16 protein-coding genes are annotated in these 16,242 nt (G+C 41.8%); 5 read left to right on the top strand and 11 right to left on the bottom strand.

The window, feature by feature from the left end:
* Positions 1 to 84: 84 nt before the first annotated feature.
* From mtaB to hrcA, 6 genes are all read right to left on the bottom strand, one after another.
* Positions 85 to 1,389 (bottom strand): tRNA (N(6)-L-threonylcarbamoyladenosine(37)-C(2))-methylthiotransferase MtaB, encoded by a 1,305-nt coding sequence (mtaB, locus tag RBH88_RS02660; RefSeq protein WP_307879841.1) that lies wholly within the window; start codon positions 1,387 to 1,389, stop codon positions 85 to 87.
* Entirely contained in the window at positions 1,386 to 2,252 is an 867-nt protein-coding gene (locus RBH88_RS02655) for a 50S ribosomal protein L11 methyltransferase (protein WP_213690809.1), read from the bottom strand. The genes mtaB and RBH88_RS02655 overlap by 4 nt, the downstream gene beginning before the upstream one ends.
* Before the next feature lie 80 nt (positions 2,253 to 2,332).
* The gene (dnaJ, locus tag RBH88_RS02650; protein ID WP_213690808.1) at positions 2,333 to 3,475 is read right to left on the bottom strand and encodes a molecular chaperone DnaJ; all 1,143 of its coding nucleotides are present in this window, start codon (positions 3,473 to 3,475) and stop codon (positions 2,333 to 2,335) included.
* 13 nt (positions 3,476 to 3,488) lie between these two features.
* Positions 3,489 to 5,321 (bottom strand): molecular chaperone DnaK, encoded by a 1,833-nt coding sequence (dnaK, locus tag RBH88_RS02645; RefSeq protein WP_213690807.1) that lies wholly within the window; start codon positions 5,319 to 5,321, stop codon positions 3,489 to 3,491.
* A 59-nt stretch (positions 5,322 to 5,380) separates the two neighbouring features.
* On the bottom strand, positions 5,381 to 6,037 hold the full coding sequence (locus RBH88_RS02640; protein WP_213690806.1) for a nucleotide exchange factor GrpE: 657 nt from the start codon (positions 6,035 to 6,037) through the stop codon (positions 5,381 to 5,383).
* Between the two features lie 25 nt (positions 6,038 to 6,062).
* Complete coding sequence (hrcA, locus tag RBH88_RS02635) at positions 6,063 to 7,079, bottom strand: heat-inducible transcriptional repressor HrcA (RefSeq protein ID WP_213690805.1); 1,017 nt, start codon at positions 7,077 to 7,079, stop codon at positions 6,063 to 6,065.
* Positions 7,080 to 7,272: 193 nt separating this feature from the next.
* On the opposite strand from hrcA, the gene RBH88_RS02630 reads away from it, so the two are divergent.
* The 4 genes from RBH88_RS02630 (at position 7,273) to RBH88_RS02615 (ending at position 10,492) form a co-directional block, all read left to right on the top strand.
* The gene (locus RBH88_RS02630) at positions 7,273 to 7,923 is read left to right on the top strand and encodes a histidine phosphatase family protein (protein ID WP_213690804.1); all 651 of its coding nucleotides are present in this window, start codon (positions 7,273 to 7,275) and stop codon (positions 7,921 to 7,923) included.
* Between the two features lie 83 nt (positions 7,924 to 8,006).
* Positions 8,007 to 9,224 carry a dihydropteroate synthase gene (gene folP / locus RBH88_RS02625; RefSeq protein ID WP_307879840.1) on the top strand — a complete coding sequence of 406 codons (1,218 nt, stop codon included), beginning with the start codon at positions 8,007 to 8,009 and terminating at the stop codon, positions 9,222 to 9,224.
* The gene (gene folK, locus RBH88_RS02620) at positions 9,224 to 9,715 is read left to right on the top strand and encodes a 2-amino-4-hydroxy-6-hydroxymethyldihydropteridine diphosphokinase (protein ID WP_213690867.1); all 492 of its coding nucleotides are present in this window, start codon (positions 9,224 to 9,226) and stop codon (positions 9,713 to 9,715) included. Before folP ends, folK begins: the two co-directional genes overlap by 1 nt.
* A 21-nt stretch (positions 9,716 to 9,736) precedes the next feature.
* Positions 9,737 to 10,492 carry a hypothetical protein gene (locus tag RBH88_RS02615; RefSeq protein ID WP_213690803.1) on the top strand — a complete coding sequence of 252 codons (756 nt, stop codon included), beginning with the start codon at positions 9,737 to 9,739 and terminating at the stop codon, positions 10,490 to 10,492.
* A gap of 28 nt (positions 10,493 to 10,520) precedes the next feature.
* On the opposite strand, the gene RBH88_RS02610 is transcribed toward RBH88_RS02615, so the two are convergent.
* From RBH88_RS02610 to RBH88_RS02600, 3 genes are read right to left on the bottom strand one after another with little or no spacing between them, the layout of a single operon-like run.
* Positions 10,521 to 11,099: a redoxin domain-containing protein gene (locus tag RBH88_RS02610; RefSeq protein ID WP_213695390.1), complete on the bottom strand. Its 579-nt coding sequence runs from the start codon at positions 11,097 to 11,099 to the stop codon at positions 10,521 to 10,523.
* A gap of 39 nt (positions 11,100 to 11,138) precedes the next feature.
* Positions 11,139 to 12,002, bottom strand: a complete 864-nt coding sequence (locus tag RBH88_RS02605; protein ID WP_213690801.1) for a thiamine pyrophosphate-dependent enzyme — start codon at positions 12,000 to 12,002, stop codon at positions 11,139 to 11,141.
* Positions 12,003 to 13,742: a 2-oxoacid:acceptor oxidoreductase subunit alpha gene (locus tag RBH88_RS02600; RefSeq protein ID WP_213690800.1), complete on the bottom strand. Its 1,740-nt coding sequence runs from the start codon at positions 13,740 to 13,742 to the stop codon at positions 12,003 to 12,005.
* Positions 13,743 to 13,878: 136 nt separating this feature from the next.
* Here RBH88_RS02600 and RBH88_RS02595 point away from each other — a divergent pair, with 136 nt between their 5' ends.
* Positions 13,879 to 14,055, top strand: coding sequence for a hydrogenase expression protein HypA/HybF (locus RBH88_RS02595; RefSeq protein WP_213690799.1), 177 nt, complete (start codon positions 13,879 to 13,881; stop codon positions 14,053 to 14,055).
* Between the two features lie 41 nt (positions 14,056 to 14,096).
* Here RBH88_RS02595 and RBH88_RS02590 read toward each other — a convergent pair whose 3' ends face one another.
* Positions 14,097 to 15,719, bottom strand: coding sequence for a carbon starvation protein A (locus tag RBH88_RS02590; protein WP_213690798.1), 1,623 nt, complete (start codon positions 15,717 to 15,719; stop codon positions 14,097 to 14,099).
* Positions 15,720 to 15,798: 79 nt separating this feature from the next.
* On the bottom strand, positions 15,799 to 16,221 hold the full coding sequence (locus RBH88_RS02585; RefSeq protein ID WP_213690797.1) for a hypothetical protein: 423 nt from the start codon (positions 16,219 to 16,221) through the stop codon (positions 15,799 to 15,801).
* Positions 16,222 to 16,242: the final 21 nt, after the last annotated feature.

Raw genomic sequence — 16,242 nt, 5'->3', positions numbered from 1 at the left:
GACCGCCTTCCACTTATAGCATTGAGACTCCGCTTAATCTATATTCATTATACCAGTGTAAGAATTCATTTTCAGGAATCGGCCTTATGCATAGAATTGCTCTGATGCATATTTACGTGGAGAAACCTCAATTATTTGGCCGACAGACATCTTTCGGGGAACAACAGCTTTTACAAAAAAGGGAGCTAATCCCGAAGATTCGTTTTCTCCTGCCTCCTCTATTAGGATAGGGAAGGTCTTACCTATCCACTGAGAACAATACTCATTCAGAAGTTTTTCGCCAGTTTCTAAAACCCGATGCACTCTCTCCTGAATTATTTCATGCTGTATCTGTCCTCCCAAAGAGGCAGCTTTTGTTCCCTTTCTTCGTGAATAAGGGAAAACATGTACTTTACCAAATTTTACATTTTCCATTAGGGCAAGAGTATTGGCAAAAGCCTTTTCGTCTTCACCTGGAAATCCTACGAGAATATCCGTACTTATATGCACATTATCGCCAAGAAAACGACGAACCTTTTTTACTGAAGTCATATAGTCATTTACACTATATCCACGAGCCATCTTTTCTAGCACTCCGTCATCTCCGCTCTGGAGAGGGAGGTGAAGATGAGGACAAAATTGAGGTGTTTCTGCCAAAGAACTAAGCAGTTCATCATCTATCCCAAATGGTTCAAGGGAACCAAAGCGGATTCGTTTCACTCCAGAAATTGCTCCTATTTGCCGTACAACTTCTCCAAGTGAAACCTCTCCATACTTACCATAAAGACCAAGATGAACTCCTGTGAGCACTATTTCAGAACATCCTGAATCCACTATTGAACAGACCTCTTTGAGGAGGTCATTAAGAGGACGACTTACCGGATTCCCCCGAACAAAGGGGATAATACAATATGTGCAGAAATGATTACATCCGTCCTGTATTTTTACAAAGGCTCGGCTATGAAGAAGAGGGTGATATTGAAACAAATGATCCCATTGGGCATCACGAAGGACATCGCTTCTCATATCAGTAAAAGCCATGGGCTGATTCGACGAAAAGGCCATACTGAAAAGAGAGGGTATTTGCCACTTTTGCCGGTTTCCTACAAGAAAGTCAACTCCTAAAACTTGCGCGAGGTGAGATTCAGCTTGTTGAGCCCAACAACCTGTAGCAACGATAACGGCTTGTGGTGCCTGCCTTCGTAAGCGTCTTAACAGCTGTCGACTTTTTTTATCAGCCACAGCTGTTACAGTACATGTCACCAGAACAGCACCGTCAAAAGGTGGCTCGCTTACAATATCTGCCCCAGCAGCCTGCAACATAGAAGCAAGGGAGTCTGCCTCAGACTGATTGGATCGACACCCCATAGCAATAATACAAATTTTCTTCCCTTTGAGCTGACTTATCATTTCTTAGTTACTGCCACTCCCCACCAATCGTTTCTTTCAAGCTCATCGATAATTTTTAGACCTGCCTTATTAAGCGTCTCGATAAATGTATCTTTTTCCTTCGTCAGGAGGCCAGAGAAAATCGCAATTCCTCCATCGCATAAAGCATGGGGAACATCAGGAATCATAGACATAAGAGGTTCTATTATAATATTTGCCATTAATAAATTTACGGTATGATCGAAACCTTGAAGAAGATTTCCTTCTTTAAGATCCACCTCTTCTTTATAAATGCCATTGAGTTCCATATTATTCAACACTTCATTGAGTACTGCAGGATCAAGATCTCTTGCATACACTTTACCAGCGCCAAGTCGAATAGCACCAATAAAAAGAATGCCTGACCCTGTTCCAATGTCAGCTATATTCCAGTGAGGTTTCATGTGACGTTCCAAAAGTGTCAAAGCAATCTGGGTGCTTTCATGATATCCAGTGCCAAAGGCCGAACCAGGATAAATATAAAGGGGAATGCGATCGTTAGGTTCCGATCCACGATGCCAAGGAGCCAATACAACAAACTTCTCTCCTACGGGAAGGGGAGGAAAGGCTTCTTTCCATTCTGTATGCCATTGGCGATTTTCAATTTTTCCCATGTCCACTACACTTATTCCAGGGAAGGATTCTAAAACATGATTAAGCAATTCGAGCCAATATCCGAGATCGTGAGACGTTCGGTAATAAATTCGAAGACGAATTTTCCCAGAGCCTTCATGTTCCTCTGACCCTATCCCTCCAGAAAGATCTGCTAAAGAAGAAAGTGCTTCTTCTTGCTCAGATCCTCCTTCAAGTGTTATATACCACCAGAAACTATCTGCCCCGGTCATTATTCGTCCTCCTCTAAATCATTTCATTATGAAAATATAGGGAAAAAACGGGGAGCCGCAAAGACAGCCCCCCCGATTCGTTAAGAGCCAAAAATATTTTTAAATTTCGCAAAAAGTCCTTCGTCTTTAACTTCAAGCTCCATCTCTTTTGCTAGACCTTCAATCAGAGCCTTTTGCTTTTCAGTAAGCCGAGTAGGAACCTCTATCGTTACATGTACGAACAAATCGCCACGACCTCGGCCACCTCTCAGCTTAGGCATTCCTTTTCCTCGCACGCGGAAGACCTTTCCTGGTTGCGTACCTGCAGGAACATCAAGCTCTTCTTTACCGTCGATAAGCGTTTCCAAATGGATCACTCCGCCTAAAGCCGCAGTGGGAAATGCTATGGTTTCCTTTTTATGTAGATCAGCTCCGTCTCTTTTAAAGACCGGATGCTCATCTACATTGATAACGAAGTATAAATCTCCAGACGGACCTCCGTTTAAACCGGCTTCTCCCTCTCCTTGAATACGAAGACGCGTTCCAGTATCCACTCCAGCCGGGACCTTTACTTTCACCCGGTGAGTTTTTCTGACACGTCCTTCTCCGTGACATTCTGAGCATTTATTTCGAATGATCTGCCCCGTACCTCCACATTCAGGACATGGGGTCACTGAAACAAATTGACCAAAAGGCGTCTGTTGACGCACTTCAACCTGACCAGTTCCTCCACATCTTGAACACGTTTCAGGAGATGTTCCAGGTTCTGCTCCACTACCGTTACACTTTGAGCACGTTTCCCACCTTGGTATATCTACTTCATGATCAATTCCCAAGGCAGCATCCTGAAGCGTAATTGTAAGGCGCATTTCAAGGTCGGATCCTCGCCGGGGAGCTCTAGGATCTGAACGGCGTCGACCCATTCCGCCACCAAAAATATTATCAAAGATATCTCCAAAGACATCTCCCATTCCGCCAAACCCATCAAAGGGACTACCTCCTGGCGGCATATCGCCTACAGTTCCGAACTGATCGTATTGAGCCCGCTTTTCTGAATCACTCAGAACTTCGTAGGCTGCATTTATTTTTTTAAACTTTTCTTCGGCTTCAGCGTTCCCTGGATTCGCATCGGGATGATACTTCCGAACAAGCCGCCGATAGGCTTTCTTGATATCAGCAGCCGAGGCATCCCGGGGAACGCCAAGTATTTCATAAAAGTCTTCCTGCGCACCGGGAGCTGGCACCTCAGATCACCCCTTACGCCTGACTCTGATCACTAAATTCAGCGTCTACTGTTTCTCCAGCCTGCTCAGAGTCTGCACTCTGCTGTGATTCTTCGGCGCCTGGATTGGAATCAGCTCCAGCCTGACTATACAAGCGAGTGGAAAACTCTTGAATTTGTTTAATAAGAGCCTCTTTGGCCTCTTTCATCTTCTCTAAGTCAGAACCTTCAAGGGATTTCTTTACATTTTCTATAGCCGTATTAATTTTTCCTTTTTCCTCAGCAGATATTTTATCGCCGTGATCTCTCATTAATTTTTCGGCCTGATATACAACGCCATCGGCCTCATTCTTAATTTCTGCCGCTTCTTTACGTTTCTGGTCTTCTGCTTCGTTTTCCTCTGCCTGCTTCGTCATCTTATCGATTTCGTCATCGGAAAGCCTTGAAGACTGAATTGTAATTTTCTGCTCCTTACCTGTTCCTTTATCCTTCGCAGATACGTTCAAAATTCCATTGACGTCTATATTAAATGTGACCTCAATCTGGGGTATTCCCCGTGGTGCTGCAGGAATCCCGTCAAGAACGAAACTTCCCAGCTTTACGTTATCAGCAGCCATAGGACGCTCTCCCTGCAAAACCATTATTTCAACCTGGTTCTGGTTGTCTGCAGCTGTCGTAAAGACTTGGCTACGAGAAACAGGAATAGCTGTATTTCGTTCAATTATCTTTGTGAAGACGCCACCAAGAGTCTCAATTCCCAAAGAAAGAGGAGTGACATCAACTAGAACTATATCTTTATGGTCTCCAGATAAAATCGCTCCCTGAATAGCAGCTCCTGCAGCTACGCATTCATCAGGGTTAATGCCTTTGGTCGGTTCCTTTCCAAGCAGATCTTTAATCTTCTTCTGAACCATAGGCATACGAGAGGAACCACCAACAAGCAATACTTTATCGATCTCGTTAGCTGTTAAGCCTGAATCCTTTAACGCACGCTTTACAGGCCCTTCTACTCTTGCCATAAGGTTATATGTAAGCTCCTCAAATTTAGCGCGGGAAAGAGACATTTCAAGATGTTTGGGACCAGTCTCATTCGCCGTAATGAAAGGCAAGGAGATGGTTGTTTCAGGCATAGAAGAAAGCTCTACCTTAGCTTTCTCAGCAGCTTCACGCAAACGCTGCAAAGCCATACGGTCATTATTTAAATCAATACCTTCGGCCTTCTTAAACTCACTTACCATCCACTCGACAATGCAGTTATCCCAATCATCTCCGCCGAGTCTGTTATCTCCAGATGTTGCAAGTACTTCGTATACTCCTTCTCCTACATCAAGGATGGAAACATCGAAGGTTCCGCCGCCAAGGTCAAAAACAAGCAACTTACTCTCGCCCTGTTTAGAATCTCCATAGGCAAGGCAGGCAGCTGTAGGCTCGTTGATAATACGTAATACTTCAAGCCCCGCAATTGTTCCTGCGTCCTTCGTTGCCTGACGCTGAGCGTCTGTAAAATATGCAGGAACCGTTATGACAGCCTTCGTAACAGACTCGCCAAGATAGTCCTCTGCATCACGCTTCATTTTTTGTAAAACCATGGCTGAAATCTCTTGCGGCGTATACGGCTTATCGTCAACTTTCACGGTCTTTTCAGTACCCATGTCTCGTTTAATCGACATAATAGTACGATCGGCATTGACAATAGCCTGACGTTTGGCTAACTGGCCCACAAGTCTTTCATTATCTTTCGTGAACGCTACAACAGATGGAGTGGTTCTGGCTCCTTCAGCATTAGGGATAATAGTAACGCTGTCGCCTTCTTTAACGGCAATACAGCTATTCGTTGTCCCAAGGTCTATTCCTACTACTTTTGACATGAATATCACCTCTATAAAAAAGAGTTAGTTTTTTGTATGTATTTTTAAATATTAACGCGCTATGCGTCTTTTTCCTTATCTTTATCGCTATTTATACTCGCATCAGAATCTTTTTTACCTACATATTTGCCTACTTTTACTCTAGATGCTCGAACAACCTTATCCCCGATCTTATACCCCGTTTGAAGTTCTGTTACGATAACTCCATCTTTTTGAGGATCATCAACGGCTTCTATTCCTACCGCTTCGTGGCAAAGGGGTGAAAAACTCTCTCCCACAGTAGGAATCTCAGAGACACCGGCACTCTCCAAAACTCCGAAAAACTGCCTACGAATCATCAAGACACCCTTTCGTATATCATCTTCTGCAAAATCACCCGATTGATTCAACGCTCTATCGAAGTTATCGAGAACTGGCAATAACTGCAAAATCAAATCCTCATTAGCTAAACGGATATACCTCTCTTTATCTCGCTCTACCCTGTTTTTAAAATTAAAAAAATCAGCCCTGGCCGAAGCTGCAGCTGTTTTAAGGGCACTATTCTCCGTTTTAAGCTCTTCTATAACTTTTTCCATCTCTTCTTTTTCTTTAACTAAGATTTCCATCTCATCCTCATTCTCAATAAGATGTGCAGACTCTTCTAACACATCGGTCTGGTTTTCCTGAACGACCTGATCGTCTTGTCTTTCACATTTATCTTTATCTACAGGGGCCATAAAGGTGAAACCTCCTTAAATATTATTAATCGATATTTTCTTTCTCAATGTCAGCCATCATGGCTTCGAGGACTGTAATAGTTTTTTCATAATCCATTCGTATGGGACCAATAATCCCCAATACAGTTTTGCGCCCTCTTTTACGGGAAGGAACCATAAGGACTGAGCAATCTTGCATTCCTTCTTCAGGATTTTCATCACCAATGGTCACGTTAACTCCAAGATCGATAGAACACCGGTCTACCATATCTACCATAGCCGATTCTTCTTCAAGAAGTGAAATTATAGCCTGCAACTTACTAATGTCCTGAAAATCAGGCAAACTGAGAATATGCTGGGCGCCTCCGACAAAAAGCTTATAGTTATATTTCTGCAACATGTCGTCCATTTGAAGGATAGCAACATGGCACGCCTCTGACAATCTTTCCAGTCCCTCAAGAACATAAGAAGAAAGAACCTGGCGAACTTCAGCCCACGGATGTCCGACAACAATCATATTTATACGACGAGCCAACTCGTCAAGAGTTTCTTGGGAAAGCTCACACGGCAGGGTAACATTATTATGGTGAACAAGGCCACCTTGAAGAACGAGTATTACGAGAACGGCATTTCCCCCAAGACGGACAAAATCTACCCTCTGTATTTCCACTTCGTGAAGAGAGGATATGGCAGCCACACCGACATAATTTGTAACCCGGCCCAAGAGTTGAGAGGCATACGAAAGAATGGATTCAATACCTTGCTTTTGGTCTTTGATACCATTTCTCCAACTTTTAAACCCCACAGGTGCAATTCTTCTTCGATGCAATATAGAGTCGACATAAAGACGATATGCTCTAGACGTAGGAAGTCGCCCGGCTGACGTATGAGGCTGGTAAAAATACCCCATCTGCTCAAGATCGTACATCTCATTCCTTACCGTGGCAGCACTGCAACCTTTTAAGTATTTACGAGCAATTGTTCTGGAACCGGCAGGTTCCCCAGTCTGTATATACTCATAAACAACGGCAAGAACGATCTCTAGTTGTCGCTCGGTAAGCACAAAGCTCCCTCCTCTTGAGGACGTATTAGCACTCTATGCCAATGAGTGCTAGCCCTCATGTTTACAAAAGGTAGATTATCAACCCTGGGGTGTATTGTCAAGACTGGTCAGCCTTTTTGTTATACTTTTTTTTGTTATACTTTCTTTTGATATAAAGATAAAAATACCTTTTAAAGTGTGAGGAGGCTTTTATATGGCATCTCAATATAAACACACCACTATTATTCTCGCTCGTCACGGTGAGTGCCAAGGGAACAAGGAAGAACGATTCCGAGGACGAGTCGACTATCCACTTAACGAAAGAGGGCTAGAGCAAGCTTCTGATCTGGGGAAAGCCCTTATTGCTCTCTCTCCTCAATATGCATATACAAGTCCCTTGCTCAGAGCTCGCCAGACAGCGTCAGCAATAGCTACATCATGCTCAATAGAAAAAGTTGAGATTCTAGAAGGGATAAATAATATTAACTTCAGTTCATGGGAAGGCCGGCTCAAAACGGATATAGCACTTGAATATCCTTCGGAATGGCAGATGTGGCTTACCTATCCGGAAAAATTGTCTCTCCCTGGCGCTGAAACTCTTGCCGATGTTCAAAAGCGTTCCATACAAACTCTCAATGAGCTCGTGAAAAGACATAAAGGCGAAACTTTTGTTGTGGTCTCCCATCGTACAGTTCTTAAACCTCTCATTGCAGCTTGTATTCATATACCTGAACCATATTTCTGGAAAACTCACATGGATACAGCTTCGTATAGCGTTCTTACTCATGATGAAAAACGAGGGTATAGCCTTTTCTCATTAAATCAGACATTTCATCTGAAAAAAGTACAAACCGAGTGGATTTAGTCTTTTTCTTGACCTCCTTTATGAGAGGACTTATTATCTTTGTGTTTCATGCTTATTAATCACTAAAGGAAGGGAATAGTTCATTGGCTATATACCCAGTAAAAATCAAGAGTAATAAAGACCTCGTATCTTTGATAGCAAAAGTAGGAGCTGATCCCCGATCAGTGGCATATTTTGTTCCTAAACGAGAAGTCTTCGCTTTTTGGATTCCAGATGTTGATTTTCGTGCCGCCGCCTATCTCAAGCAAGAGATGCTTGCCAGAGGTGGAGATGCTGTTGTTCATCGCAATGTTATAGATGCACAGAGCAAATATAGTAATGTTCTTCTTATAGGAACAGAAGGACAATACAAAGCACTTTTTCCTAAACTGGAAGCCATGTCATGTTGGGGCATTGAAAAAATACGAAAAGAGTTAGCAGTTTCTTTTAAAAAATATTTTGCTTCATCATGGAAATTACCACTTCCGAGAGGTCGTTTTCTAAATTTAAAGCAGGGGGAAACAAAAATTATGGGCATCCTTAACGCCACCCCCGATTCCTTTTACGCTGGAAGCCGCTTAGAATCCATTGCTGACCTACTGAAGCAGGCAGAACACATGCTTGAAACAGGAGCTGACATTCTTGATCTAGGGGCTGAATCGACTCGTCCAGGTGCTGATCCTATTAGCGAAGAGGAAGAAAAAGAACGCTTACTCCCCTCTCTTCAGTCATTAAGAAAAGAGTTTCCTGAAGCGATTATTTCAGTAGACACCTATAAAGGGGAAATTGCAACAATTGCAGTAGAAAACGGTGCAGATATTATTAATGATATCTCCGGTTTCTCCCTTGATGATAAAATGCTTGAGGCAGTAGCTCAGACTACGTTACCCTATGTTCTTTCCCATATTCAGGGGGCCCCTAAGAATATGCAAACAAACCCGTATTATAATGATGTTATTGGGGAAAGCCTCGACTATTTCAAAGAAAAGCTACAAAGGCTTCAAGATGCGGGTGTCTCAGCAGAGCGTATTATTATTGACCCAGGCATAGGTTTTGGAAAACGGTTAGAAGATAATCTCCGTATTTTGAAGTCAATACAATCGTTTAGAAGTTTAGGCCATCCTCTTCTCATTGGACACTCGCGAAAAGGTTTTATAAAAACTATTCTCGCCAAAGAGGACCTTCAGTCTCGCCTTTATGGAACCCTTGCAGTTTCTGCTCATTGCGCACAAGAAGGAGTAGAACTCGTTAGAGTTCACGACGTAGAGGCTACACATGATGTTATAAAAATGGTAGAAGCGGTAAGGGAGGCAGAAATGTGATGCGCGTTGCATTAGGAATAGGCAGCAACATTGGTGATCGAATGGGAAATCTGCGAAAGGCAGTGCAGCTGTTGAAAGAAAAAAAGATCGCCATTATTGCAAAAAGTGATATTTTTGAAACCGCTCCAGTAGGCGTGACACAACAGCCTCGTTTTTTAAATGCGTGTGTAATTATAGAAACTGAAGCAAAACCTGAAGAGTTGCTTTCTACTATAAAGACCATAGAGCAAGAAATAGGTCGTGTACAAAGAGTTCACTGGGGACCGAGAGAAATAGACATTGATATTTTACTTTTAGAAAATGGACAAACCTATACAAGCTCCACCTTATGCATTCCTCATCCTGAAATGTATAAAAGAGCTTTCGTTCTTGTCCCATTGGCACAAATAGCACCAGATTGGGTTCATCCTCTTTCAAAGACAACTATTGATGCGCTTGCGCAAAAACTCAATCTACAAGATGAAACTTTAATTAAAATTTCAAGTTTGTAAAACAGGAGGTGTTTAGCATTTATGTCTTTTAAAAAGATCAGAATTTCTTTCATCTTTTATATGGTCTGTCTTCTTTTAACAGCACCTCTTTCCTTGGAAGCAGCAACTACAACTAGAATATACTCTGTGCCAGGACATCCTCTGGCCTTGACGATACAAAGTGATAGAGGCGTTATCAAAGAAGCTTGGCTTCGTTCCCCAGCGGGACTTCATCCACTCAATGTGCTTCAAGGGAAAAAGATCACCGGCAGTGCGTGGCGCCAACCTCTGGCAGACAGTGATCTTTGCCCTGACCTTATATGGCGACTCTCATTTGTTGATAGCAACACTTCCAAAGTTTACTTTCTTTGGATCACCTCTCTCACAGAAACGCCTCGAGCATGGCTAGCCATTACACCAGCAGGGGGTTCATGTTGGGACTCTTTACCTTTGCAATTATCCATGCCTGATGATGTTTTTCTCTATGTATCTCCAACACTTCCGTCATATTCTGAGTTAGAAAATATAGAAAGAGAAAGTTCTTCCCTTCTCACATTTGTCTACACAGTCGGACTTACACGTGATGGTCCTAACTTTGTGCTTGTCCCTGAAGTTTACAAGCAGCTTCTACCTATTACGGAACTCGTGCGTCAAGCAGAAACGGACCCAGTAATAAAAAACGCCTATAACAACCTTTACGACGATTTTGAAAAAATGGGAAAAGGGCAAACTCCATCGCGAGAAGCTATTATTAATTTCTCTTGGAAGAAAATACTCAGCCTCAACTGGCAAAATTAACCCCCCGAGAACTGGGGGGTTTTCTCATCTAGTTTGTTGCATCGATACCTTTGGCTCTGCTATCTTTGATACAGACAGTTCTACCCAGAGCATCTTTCATGCATCTTTGTATTTCAATTTCAATATTAGGGATTTCAGTTCGAGTGTAATCTTTAAGTACGAAGATTATTTCTCGAAGATCAGGTGTTTCTTCCAGTCCGTATATTTTAGTAAAAATGACTTCATGTTTCTCATTGAGAAGTATATTCGCACGAGAAGAAATTCCATCTTGTTCTCTAAAGACGCCATATTGTCTCGCTATAGAACCATGAGGCCAAAAATCAGAAAGGAATTGTAGCTTTTTTATTCCAAGGGCGTCACTCCATGCCTTTTTGCTGGCATATGAGTCTACACTGAGAGCAAAAGGTATAGTATTTAATTTATCAAAAAGTCTCATATGAGTATCTATTGTATTGACTTGCGCTTGACAAACACTTGTCCAAGCTAAAGGATGAAAAGAAAGCAAGATATTTTTCCCTATCAAAGTGGAAAGAATTACGTTTTTACCGTTTTGGTCTCTTGACGAAAAATCAGGAGCTTCATATCCTAACGGAATTAACCCTTCCATTTATTCTTCCCTCCCTTTCAAGAAACATCCTTTTCGTTCTCACATCATACCTGTAATACAAGTTTCAATTTCTCTGATTTTAGCACTTCTTTGAAAAAGAGGCGTTCTTTTTTCTTTATACAGAGAAAAATTCTCCTCAAATGTTTTTCTTCCTTCCTGCTTATACAAAACACCTAAAGGGAATTTATCTTTCTTTAGCGCTAAAGAAAGCGCAGAGATCTGGTTTTCAGGATCATGAGTATCATCAATATAATATGTATTCTCTTCGTACCATTTATATGTATTTATCTTATTAAAGGAAACACACGGTTGAAATATATCGATTAGCGCATAGCCACGATGTTCAATAGCCTGTTTTATTAGGTAGGTTGTTTGTTCCACATCTCCTGCAAAAGCTCGTGCAACAAAAGTAGCCCCCAAAACAATGGCAACAGCTAAAGGGTTAAAAGGAGTGGCAAATACGCCATCTACTTGAACAGGTGTTTTAAAACCAGTAAAACTTGTAGGAGAGGCTTGTCCCTTCGTTAAACCATAAACCATATTGTTATAGACCAAATTTGTAATGTCAGGATTCCGACGAATAGTATGGATAAAATGATTTCCGCCCTCCCCATACATATCTCCATCTCCACCTATAGCTATAACATTCAGTTTTGGATTAGCTATTTTAATTCCTGTCGCGTTGGAAAGAGCTCTACCGTGTAAACCATTTAAAAAATGACATTTTATAAAATGGGGTGTCTTCGCAGCCTGACCTATACCAGATACAACAACTACATCATTAGGTTGCCAGTTTAATTGTGAAAAAGCAGATTTGAGAGCTTCAAGTATTTTAAAATCGCCACATCCCGGACACCACGCTATATCAGCTTCTGGAAGGTCGAAAATTTTCGGCGTAGTCATCTACAGCACCTCCCCGTTTAAACAAGAATCAAGGTCTCGCGTCAGTTGCTCTACTGAGAATTGCAACCCAGAATAATAAGGAAGAACATAATCAATCATCCTCCCTGTATGTTGTGTCAATAATCTTGCAAATTGACCCGTTTTATTTCCTTCTATAACGATAATCTTTTGTGCTTGTTCCAACTTCATTCCTATGTTTTGAGGAAGTGGATAGATCTGTTGAAAATGCATTAAAGCTGTATCAGAACGTCCTATAAACTCCAACGTCTCTTCAATAATATGGAAGCTTGACCCCCATCCAATAATAAGCGTTCTAAAATCTTCTGGACCAATTAGTAACGGCTCTTCGATATCCTTCTGCATGCTCTCAATCTTTCGCAAGCGCTTTTGAACCATACGTTCACGAAGATCAAAGTCTTCGTACACATGTCCAATCTCATCATGTTCATGACTATCTGCTCCAACCAACCCATTTCCATATCCTGGAACAGCTCGCGGTGAAATTCCATCATGAGTTATCTCGTACCGTCTGTAATTGTCATTCGCTTCAACAATTGCAGGGGGGACCAACGTACCCTTCACATCAGGCATAGCCATATCATAATATGTGTTGAGAAAGTATTGATCTGTCATGAGAATAACGGGAATCTGATATGTATCAGCCAAATAAAAGGCTTTTGATGACAGTCTGAAGGCTTCCTCAAGAGAAGCCGGCGCTAATACAGCTCGTGGAAACTCGCCATGTCCACCATATAAAGCGACATTAAGATCTCCTTGCTCTGTACGTGTAGCCATACCAGTAGCTGGCCCTGGACGCTGAGCAAGATGGATAACTACAGGTGTCTCCATTACTCCAGCCAGACTGACGCCTTCACACATAAGATCAAAACCTCCTCCCGACGTCGTAACCATAGATCTGGCTCCTGAATATGAGGCCCCTATCGCCATATTTATTGCAGCAATTTCATCTTCAGCCTGTTCAACAATAATTTCCATCTCTTTAGCCTTTTGAGCCATAAATGTTAAAACTCCCGTTGCAGGAGACATGGGATATGCCGTAACAAAAGAACATCCAGCAGAAAGAGCCCCTAAGGAGACTGCTTCTGTTCCACTCATTACAACTCTTTGAGCAGATCTAATAGCCTGATCAGGTGGAAGAAGAATAGAATCATCTCCAATATATGATCTTCCTATAACATAGCCTCTCTCTAAGGCCACCTTATTCTGTTCTGCAAGTTTCTCTTTTTTACCACTGAACTTTTCATCACAAAATGCTTTTGCCGACTCCATTCCTCCACCGATAAGACCTAATATAACGCCTGCAGCAATAAAATTAGAAAAGACCTTCCCTCCAATTTCTCTTGCGACTTCATTAATATTCACATTTAATATAGAGCCCCTAAACTTCTCTATTTCACTGCCTAAATCCTCTTGATCGCAGATCACAATCGTTTCCTTCGAAATACGTCGCAAAATATTATCTCTGACTCCCAAACTTAAAGGCACCGCTATATCGATACGATCTACAAAGGCCCGTATTGGCCAAGGAGATATTCGTATCTCTGTAGAATTATTTCCTCCTCTTACGCGAGACATATATTCACGACTGGCAAAAACGCTGTAGCCAATATGACGTATAGCCCGTATAAGTAACTCTTCAACTGTCTGTACTCCTTGTCCAGCAGCTCCACAAAGAACCAAAGATATCTCTTTTCTTGATTTCCCGATTGGAATAGTCATTAAAAACCTCCTCTCTCAAAACATGTTAATATTACAATACAAATTTGTATTATTATAACTAAATATCTTCATTAAAAGCACAAATCAATTATAATAAATAGGCCGTCGTGAGATATCTATATGGAGGTGTTTATATATGGCTAAGTTCCAATGTCTGGAATGCAAAAAAGAGTTCGAATTAGAATCGACAGCTCCGATAATGAGATGTTCTTATTGCGGAAGCAGATTTCTTTCAAAGATTGAAGGAGAACCGTTAAAACGAGGAAAATCTTGGAATAGTAAGTCTTTTAGCGTCGGCAGACCAGAAAAATAATAAAAGAGGTCGGAGAATAGCTCTCCGACCTCTTTTTTCATTTACGCTTCCGTAGTATCTTTTGTTTTTAGAGCATTGAAAGCCTCTCTCACCATCAAGACAGCTAAGACCAACAATATGACAGAAATTGAAACGAGTAAATAATTAGGAACGCCAGTAAGCTTCTCTTTTATCATTATGAGCAAAGCAGCTACTGTTGTCGCCAACATAAACCACATTGGAACCATAAGGAAAGAGTTGTTTTTCTTTAACCCCTTGGCAATCCAAACTCCGACAGCAAGAAGAGCTAGAGCAGCAACTAGCTGGTTTGCTGCACCAAACATCGGCCAAATAGCCGCCCATGCCGGAATAGGCTTTCCATCAGGTCCCACTGTTTTAACAAGGAGCAAGGCCATTGCAGCAGCAACCGCTACAATTGTTGCTGTGTATTTATCGACCTTCATATTAGTAAGTTCCTGAATTTGATAACGGGTCAGACGTGTTGCTGTATCAAGAGAGGTAAGCAAGAAAGAATTTATCGCCAATCCGCCCAATGAAGCACCAATTTTAGGATCTATTCCGACAAGGCCTGCAAATTTACCAAAACCTTGAGCATACGTAACAACTGGACCACCTTCAAGAATTTTACCGCTAATCATGATAGTACCGATAGCGATAACAGCAACAACTCCTTCAAGAAGCATAGAACCATAACCGACAAGAGTGCTATCTGTTTCACGACGAAGCTGTTTCGATGTTGTTCCGCTTCCTACAAGGGAGTGGAAACCAGAAATGGCTCCACAGGCAACGATTACAAAAAGCATAGGCCACATATATTGTGTTCCTGCAACAAACCCCTTAAAAGCGGGGAGCTGAACTTCAAATTTTCCACCAAAAATCATTCCAATGGCACCGATAATAACAGCAAAATAAAGGAAGAAAGAAGCAAGATAGTCGCGAGGCTGTAACAAAAGCCACACTGGAAGAACAGAGGCTAGAAGAATATAAACAGCTAGAACCCAACGCCAGGCGGGCATAGAATAAGTAAAGCTGCCTGCTACCCAATCAGCGTAATTTCCATACCAACAAGCTCCGATTACTATAGGAACCATTACAAGGGTCATAAGCCAAAGTGGCGTATTATACTTATAAACAAGGACACCAAAGATAACAGCCATAAAGATGTAAAGAGTACTTGAAAAAGCAACTGCTGGGTCCGCAGCAAAGGTATTTGCAGAAAGCTGAAGGAAAACAGCAACAACGAGGACAAGGCTTAAAATTGTAAAAGTCAGGAAAAAGAATTTTCCACGCCGTCCGATCCAGTGGTCAACAACTTCGCCAACAGATTTTCCGTTATGCCGCATTGAAGAAACAAGAGCACCCATATCGTGCGGACCACCAAGGAAAGCAGAACCGATAAGACACCACAAATATGCAGGAAGCCATCCAAACATACTAGCAGCAGCAATAGGTCCTACAATCGGGCCAGCTCCAGCGATGGAAGCAAAGTGGTGTCCAAGCAAAACAGCTGGATGCGCGGGACAATAGTCTATGCCATCGTACATAGTCTCAGCCGGAGTAGGATTATCATTATTAAGTTCATAAATACGTGCCATATACCGCCCATGAACGCGGTATGCGATTGCAAAAAATACTATTGCTACAATGAATAGCATTGCTAACATCTGTTTCACCTCCAAAAAATTATGTATTTCCATAAATTAAAAGGACTACTCTTTTCTTCGTTATGGCAAGATCACCCCCCTAAATATCAGAAATGGCTATTTCCCGAGCTTTATTAACTAATGGAGCCAAATCTTTAATTTTAGGATTCCATTTAGTTCCCGGAACGTAAGAATAAACTTCAATAAATCCTTTTAAGCCAAAGAAAAACATCTTAACTTTTTTGGGGAAACTGGAAATTTCTTCTATGAAAAGGAAGCGCTGAGTCATTACTTCAGGAATTGGTTTCCATGTGGAGAGGATATATTCGGCGTCATGTCGCCCTTGATGTGACCAAACTATATAATCATATGCATAATACTTTCCGACTTCCCCTAAAAGGGAATCTTTTACGAAGGTTACCTTTCGATAAACCCCCCTCATCAAATTATGAGACCATGGTTCAAAACCCCAATACGTCCAAAAATCCATACTTTTGCCATATAGAAAAGACATATCAACCATACGCATCACCCTTGAATCAAG

It is taken from the genome of Aminobacterium sp. MB27-C1, assembly GCF_030908405.1.
GTDB lineage: Bacteria > Synergistota > Synergistia > Synergistales > Aminobacteriaceae > Aminobacterium.
Note: the sequence above shows the minus strand (reverse complement) of the source record. Positions and strands in the feature narration are given on the sequence as shown.

Excerpts from the sequence above, each read along its gene's own strand:
- folK (WP_213690867.1), top strand. The coding sequence starts at position 9,224 with ATGCGCGTTGCATTAGGAATAGGCAGCAACATTGGTGATCGAATGGGA.
- RBH88_RS02630 (WP_213690804.1), top strand. The coding sequence starts at position 7,273 with ATGGCATCTCAATATAAACACACCACTATTATTCTCGCTCGTCACGGT.
- RBH88_RS02610 (WP_213695390.1), bottom strand. The coding sequence starts at position 11,099 with ATGGAAGGGTTAATTCCGTTAGGATATGAAGCTCCTGATTTTTCGTCA.
- RBH88_RS02600 (WP_213690800.1), bottom strand. The coding sequence starts at position 13,742 with ATGACTATTCCAATCGGGAAATCAAGAAAAGAGATATCTTTGGTTCTT.
- dnaK (WP_213690807.1), bottom strand. The coding sequence starts at position 5,321 with ATGTCAAAAGTAGTAGGAATAGACCTTGGGACAACGAATAGCTGTATT.
- mtaB (WP_307879841.1), bottom strand. The coding sequence starts at position 1,389 with ATGATAAGTCAGCTCAAAGGGAAGAAAATTTGTATTATTGCTATGGGG.
- RBH88_RS02655 (WP_213690809.1), bottom strand. The coding sequence starts at position 2,252 with ATGACCGGGGCAGATAGTTTCTGGTGGTATATAACACTTGAAGGAGGA.
- RBH88_RS02615 (WP_213690803.1), top strand. The coding sequence starts at position 9,737 with ATGTCTTTTAAAAAGATCAGAATTTCTTTCATCTTTTATATGGTCTGT.
- RBH88_RS02590 (WP_213690798.1), bottom strand. The coding sequence starts at position 15,719 with ATGTTAGCAATGCTATTCATTGTAGCAATAGTATTTTTTGCAATCGCA.
- RBH88_RS02595 (WP_213690799.1), top strand. The coding sequence starts at position 13,879 with ATGGCTAAGTTCCAATGTCTGGAATGCAAAAAAGAGTTCGAATTAGAA.
- RBH88_RS02585 (WP_213690797.1), bottom strand. The coding sequence starts at position 16,221 with ATGGTTGATATGTCTTTTCTATATGGCAAAAGTATGGATTTTTGGACG.
- RBH88_RS02640 (WP_213690806.1), bottom strand. The coding sequence starts at position 6,037 with ATGGCCCCTGTAGATAAAGATAAATGTGAAAGACAAGACGATCAGGTC.
- RBH88_RS02605 (WP_213690801.1), bottom strand. The coding sequence starts at position 12,002 with ATGACTACGCCGAAAATTTTCGACCTTCCAGAAGCTGATATAGCGTGG.